This window comes from Okeania hirsuta (assembly GCF_003838195.1).
GTDB lineage: Bacteria > Cyanobacteriota > Cyanobacteriia > Cyanobacteriales > Microcoleaceae > Okeania > Okeania hirsuta.
This window is the reverse complement of record NZ_RCBY01000637.1, coordinates 1-880: the sequence shown is the minus strand read 5'-3', so window position 1 is coordinate 880 and position 880 is coordinate 1. Positions and strand designations below refer to the sequence as shown.

Genomic DNA, 880 nt, shown 5'->3' with positions numbered 1-880 from the left:
TCCTAAAAACATTGACAGCTGGGTAAAAAAACAAGTAAATCGGTTCTTGAAATCTGACGGGGGCTGGCTAATCCTAAATGTACACGGTCTAGATGATGAAGGCTGGGGGCCCATGAGTACTACCTTTCTAAGGAAATTATTGAAGCGGCTCACAAAGGTTGAGACCTTGGAAATCTTACCTACGGGATATGTGCTGAACAGAATCAAGTAGTAGCCCTAGAAGGTGTAAATTCGGAGTCTTCAAGTTGATTAAATCTGCATCAAAAGACGATAAAGAAGTGTATTACCATAGGCTTTCAATGCTAATAGCCACTTCCCTTGTCGGCGATCAAATTGCGCCAATTGCCGATAATAGAAGGCCTTGTATTTATGAATTTCTGACCGCTCAAGAGATTGCTCCCTTTCGAAAACGGCCAATAAACTCAGCATCTCTATATATGCCTCTCGCTCCTTATACACCGAAATGTTATGATCATGCTTCCGAATGCGTACCAGGGGTTCAAAAATCACTTGGCAAGGATGCTGCTGCGCCAAACGTAACAAATAATGAGTATCTCCCAAGATCAGGGAATCCTCAAACTTTCCTACCCTTTCCGCCAAGCTCCGCCTGATCAAGACCGTAGAGGCATAAATCGGCATTTGCCCGGATAGCGTTCGTTCGAACTGATCTGCTGAAGTCCAATTCTCTTCATATTCGGCATATATGCAGGGACGTAAAATCCCCTTGGCATTGAATTCTTCGACATCCGTATATACAAAAGCCAGCTTTTCATCCGTTCTAATCCCCACTAGTTGTTTTTCCAGCTTCCTCGGTAACCAAATATCGTCTGCATCCAAGAAGGCGATGAATTCTCCTTTAGCATAAGTCCAGGCTAGATTC

The 880-nt window shown here is 43.6% G+C and carries 1 protein-coding gene; it reads right to left on the bottom strand.

Features of this window, described 5'->3' with window-relative positions:
* Positions 1-249: 249 nt before the first annotated feature.
* A partial coding sequence (locus tag D5R40_RS33385; RefSeq protein WP_124155917.1) for a glycosyltransferase occupies positions 250-880 on the bottom strand: 631 nt, incomplete at its 5' end.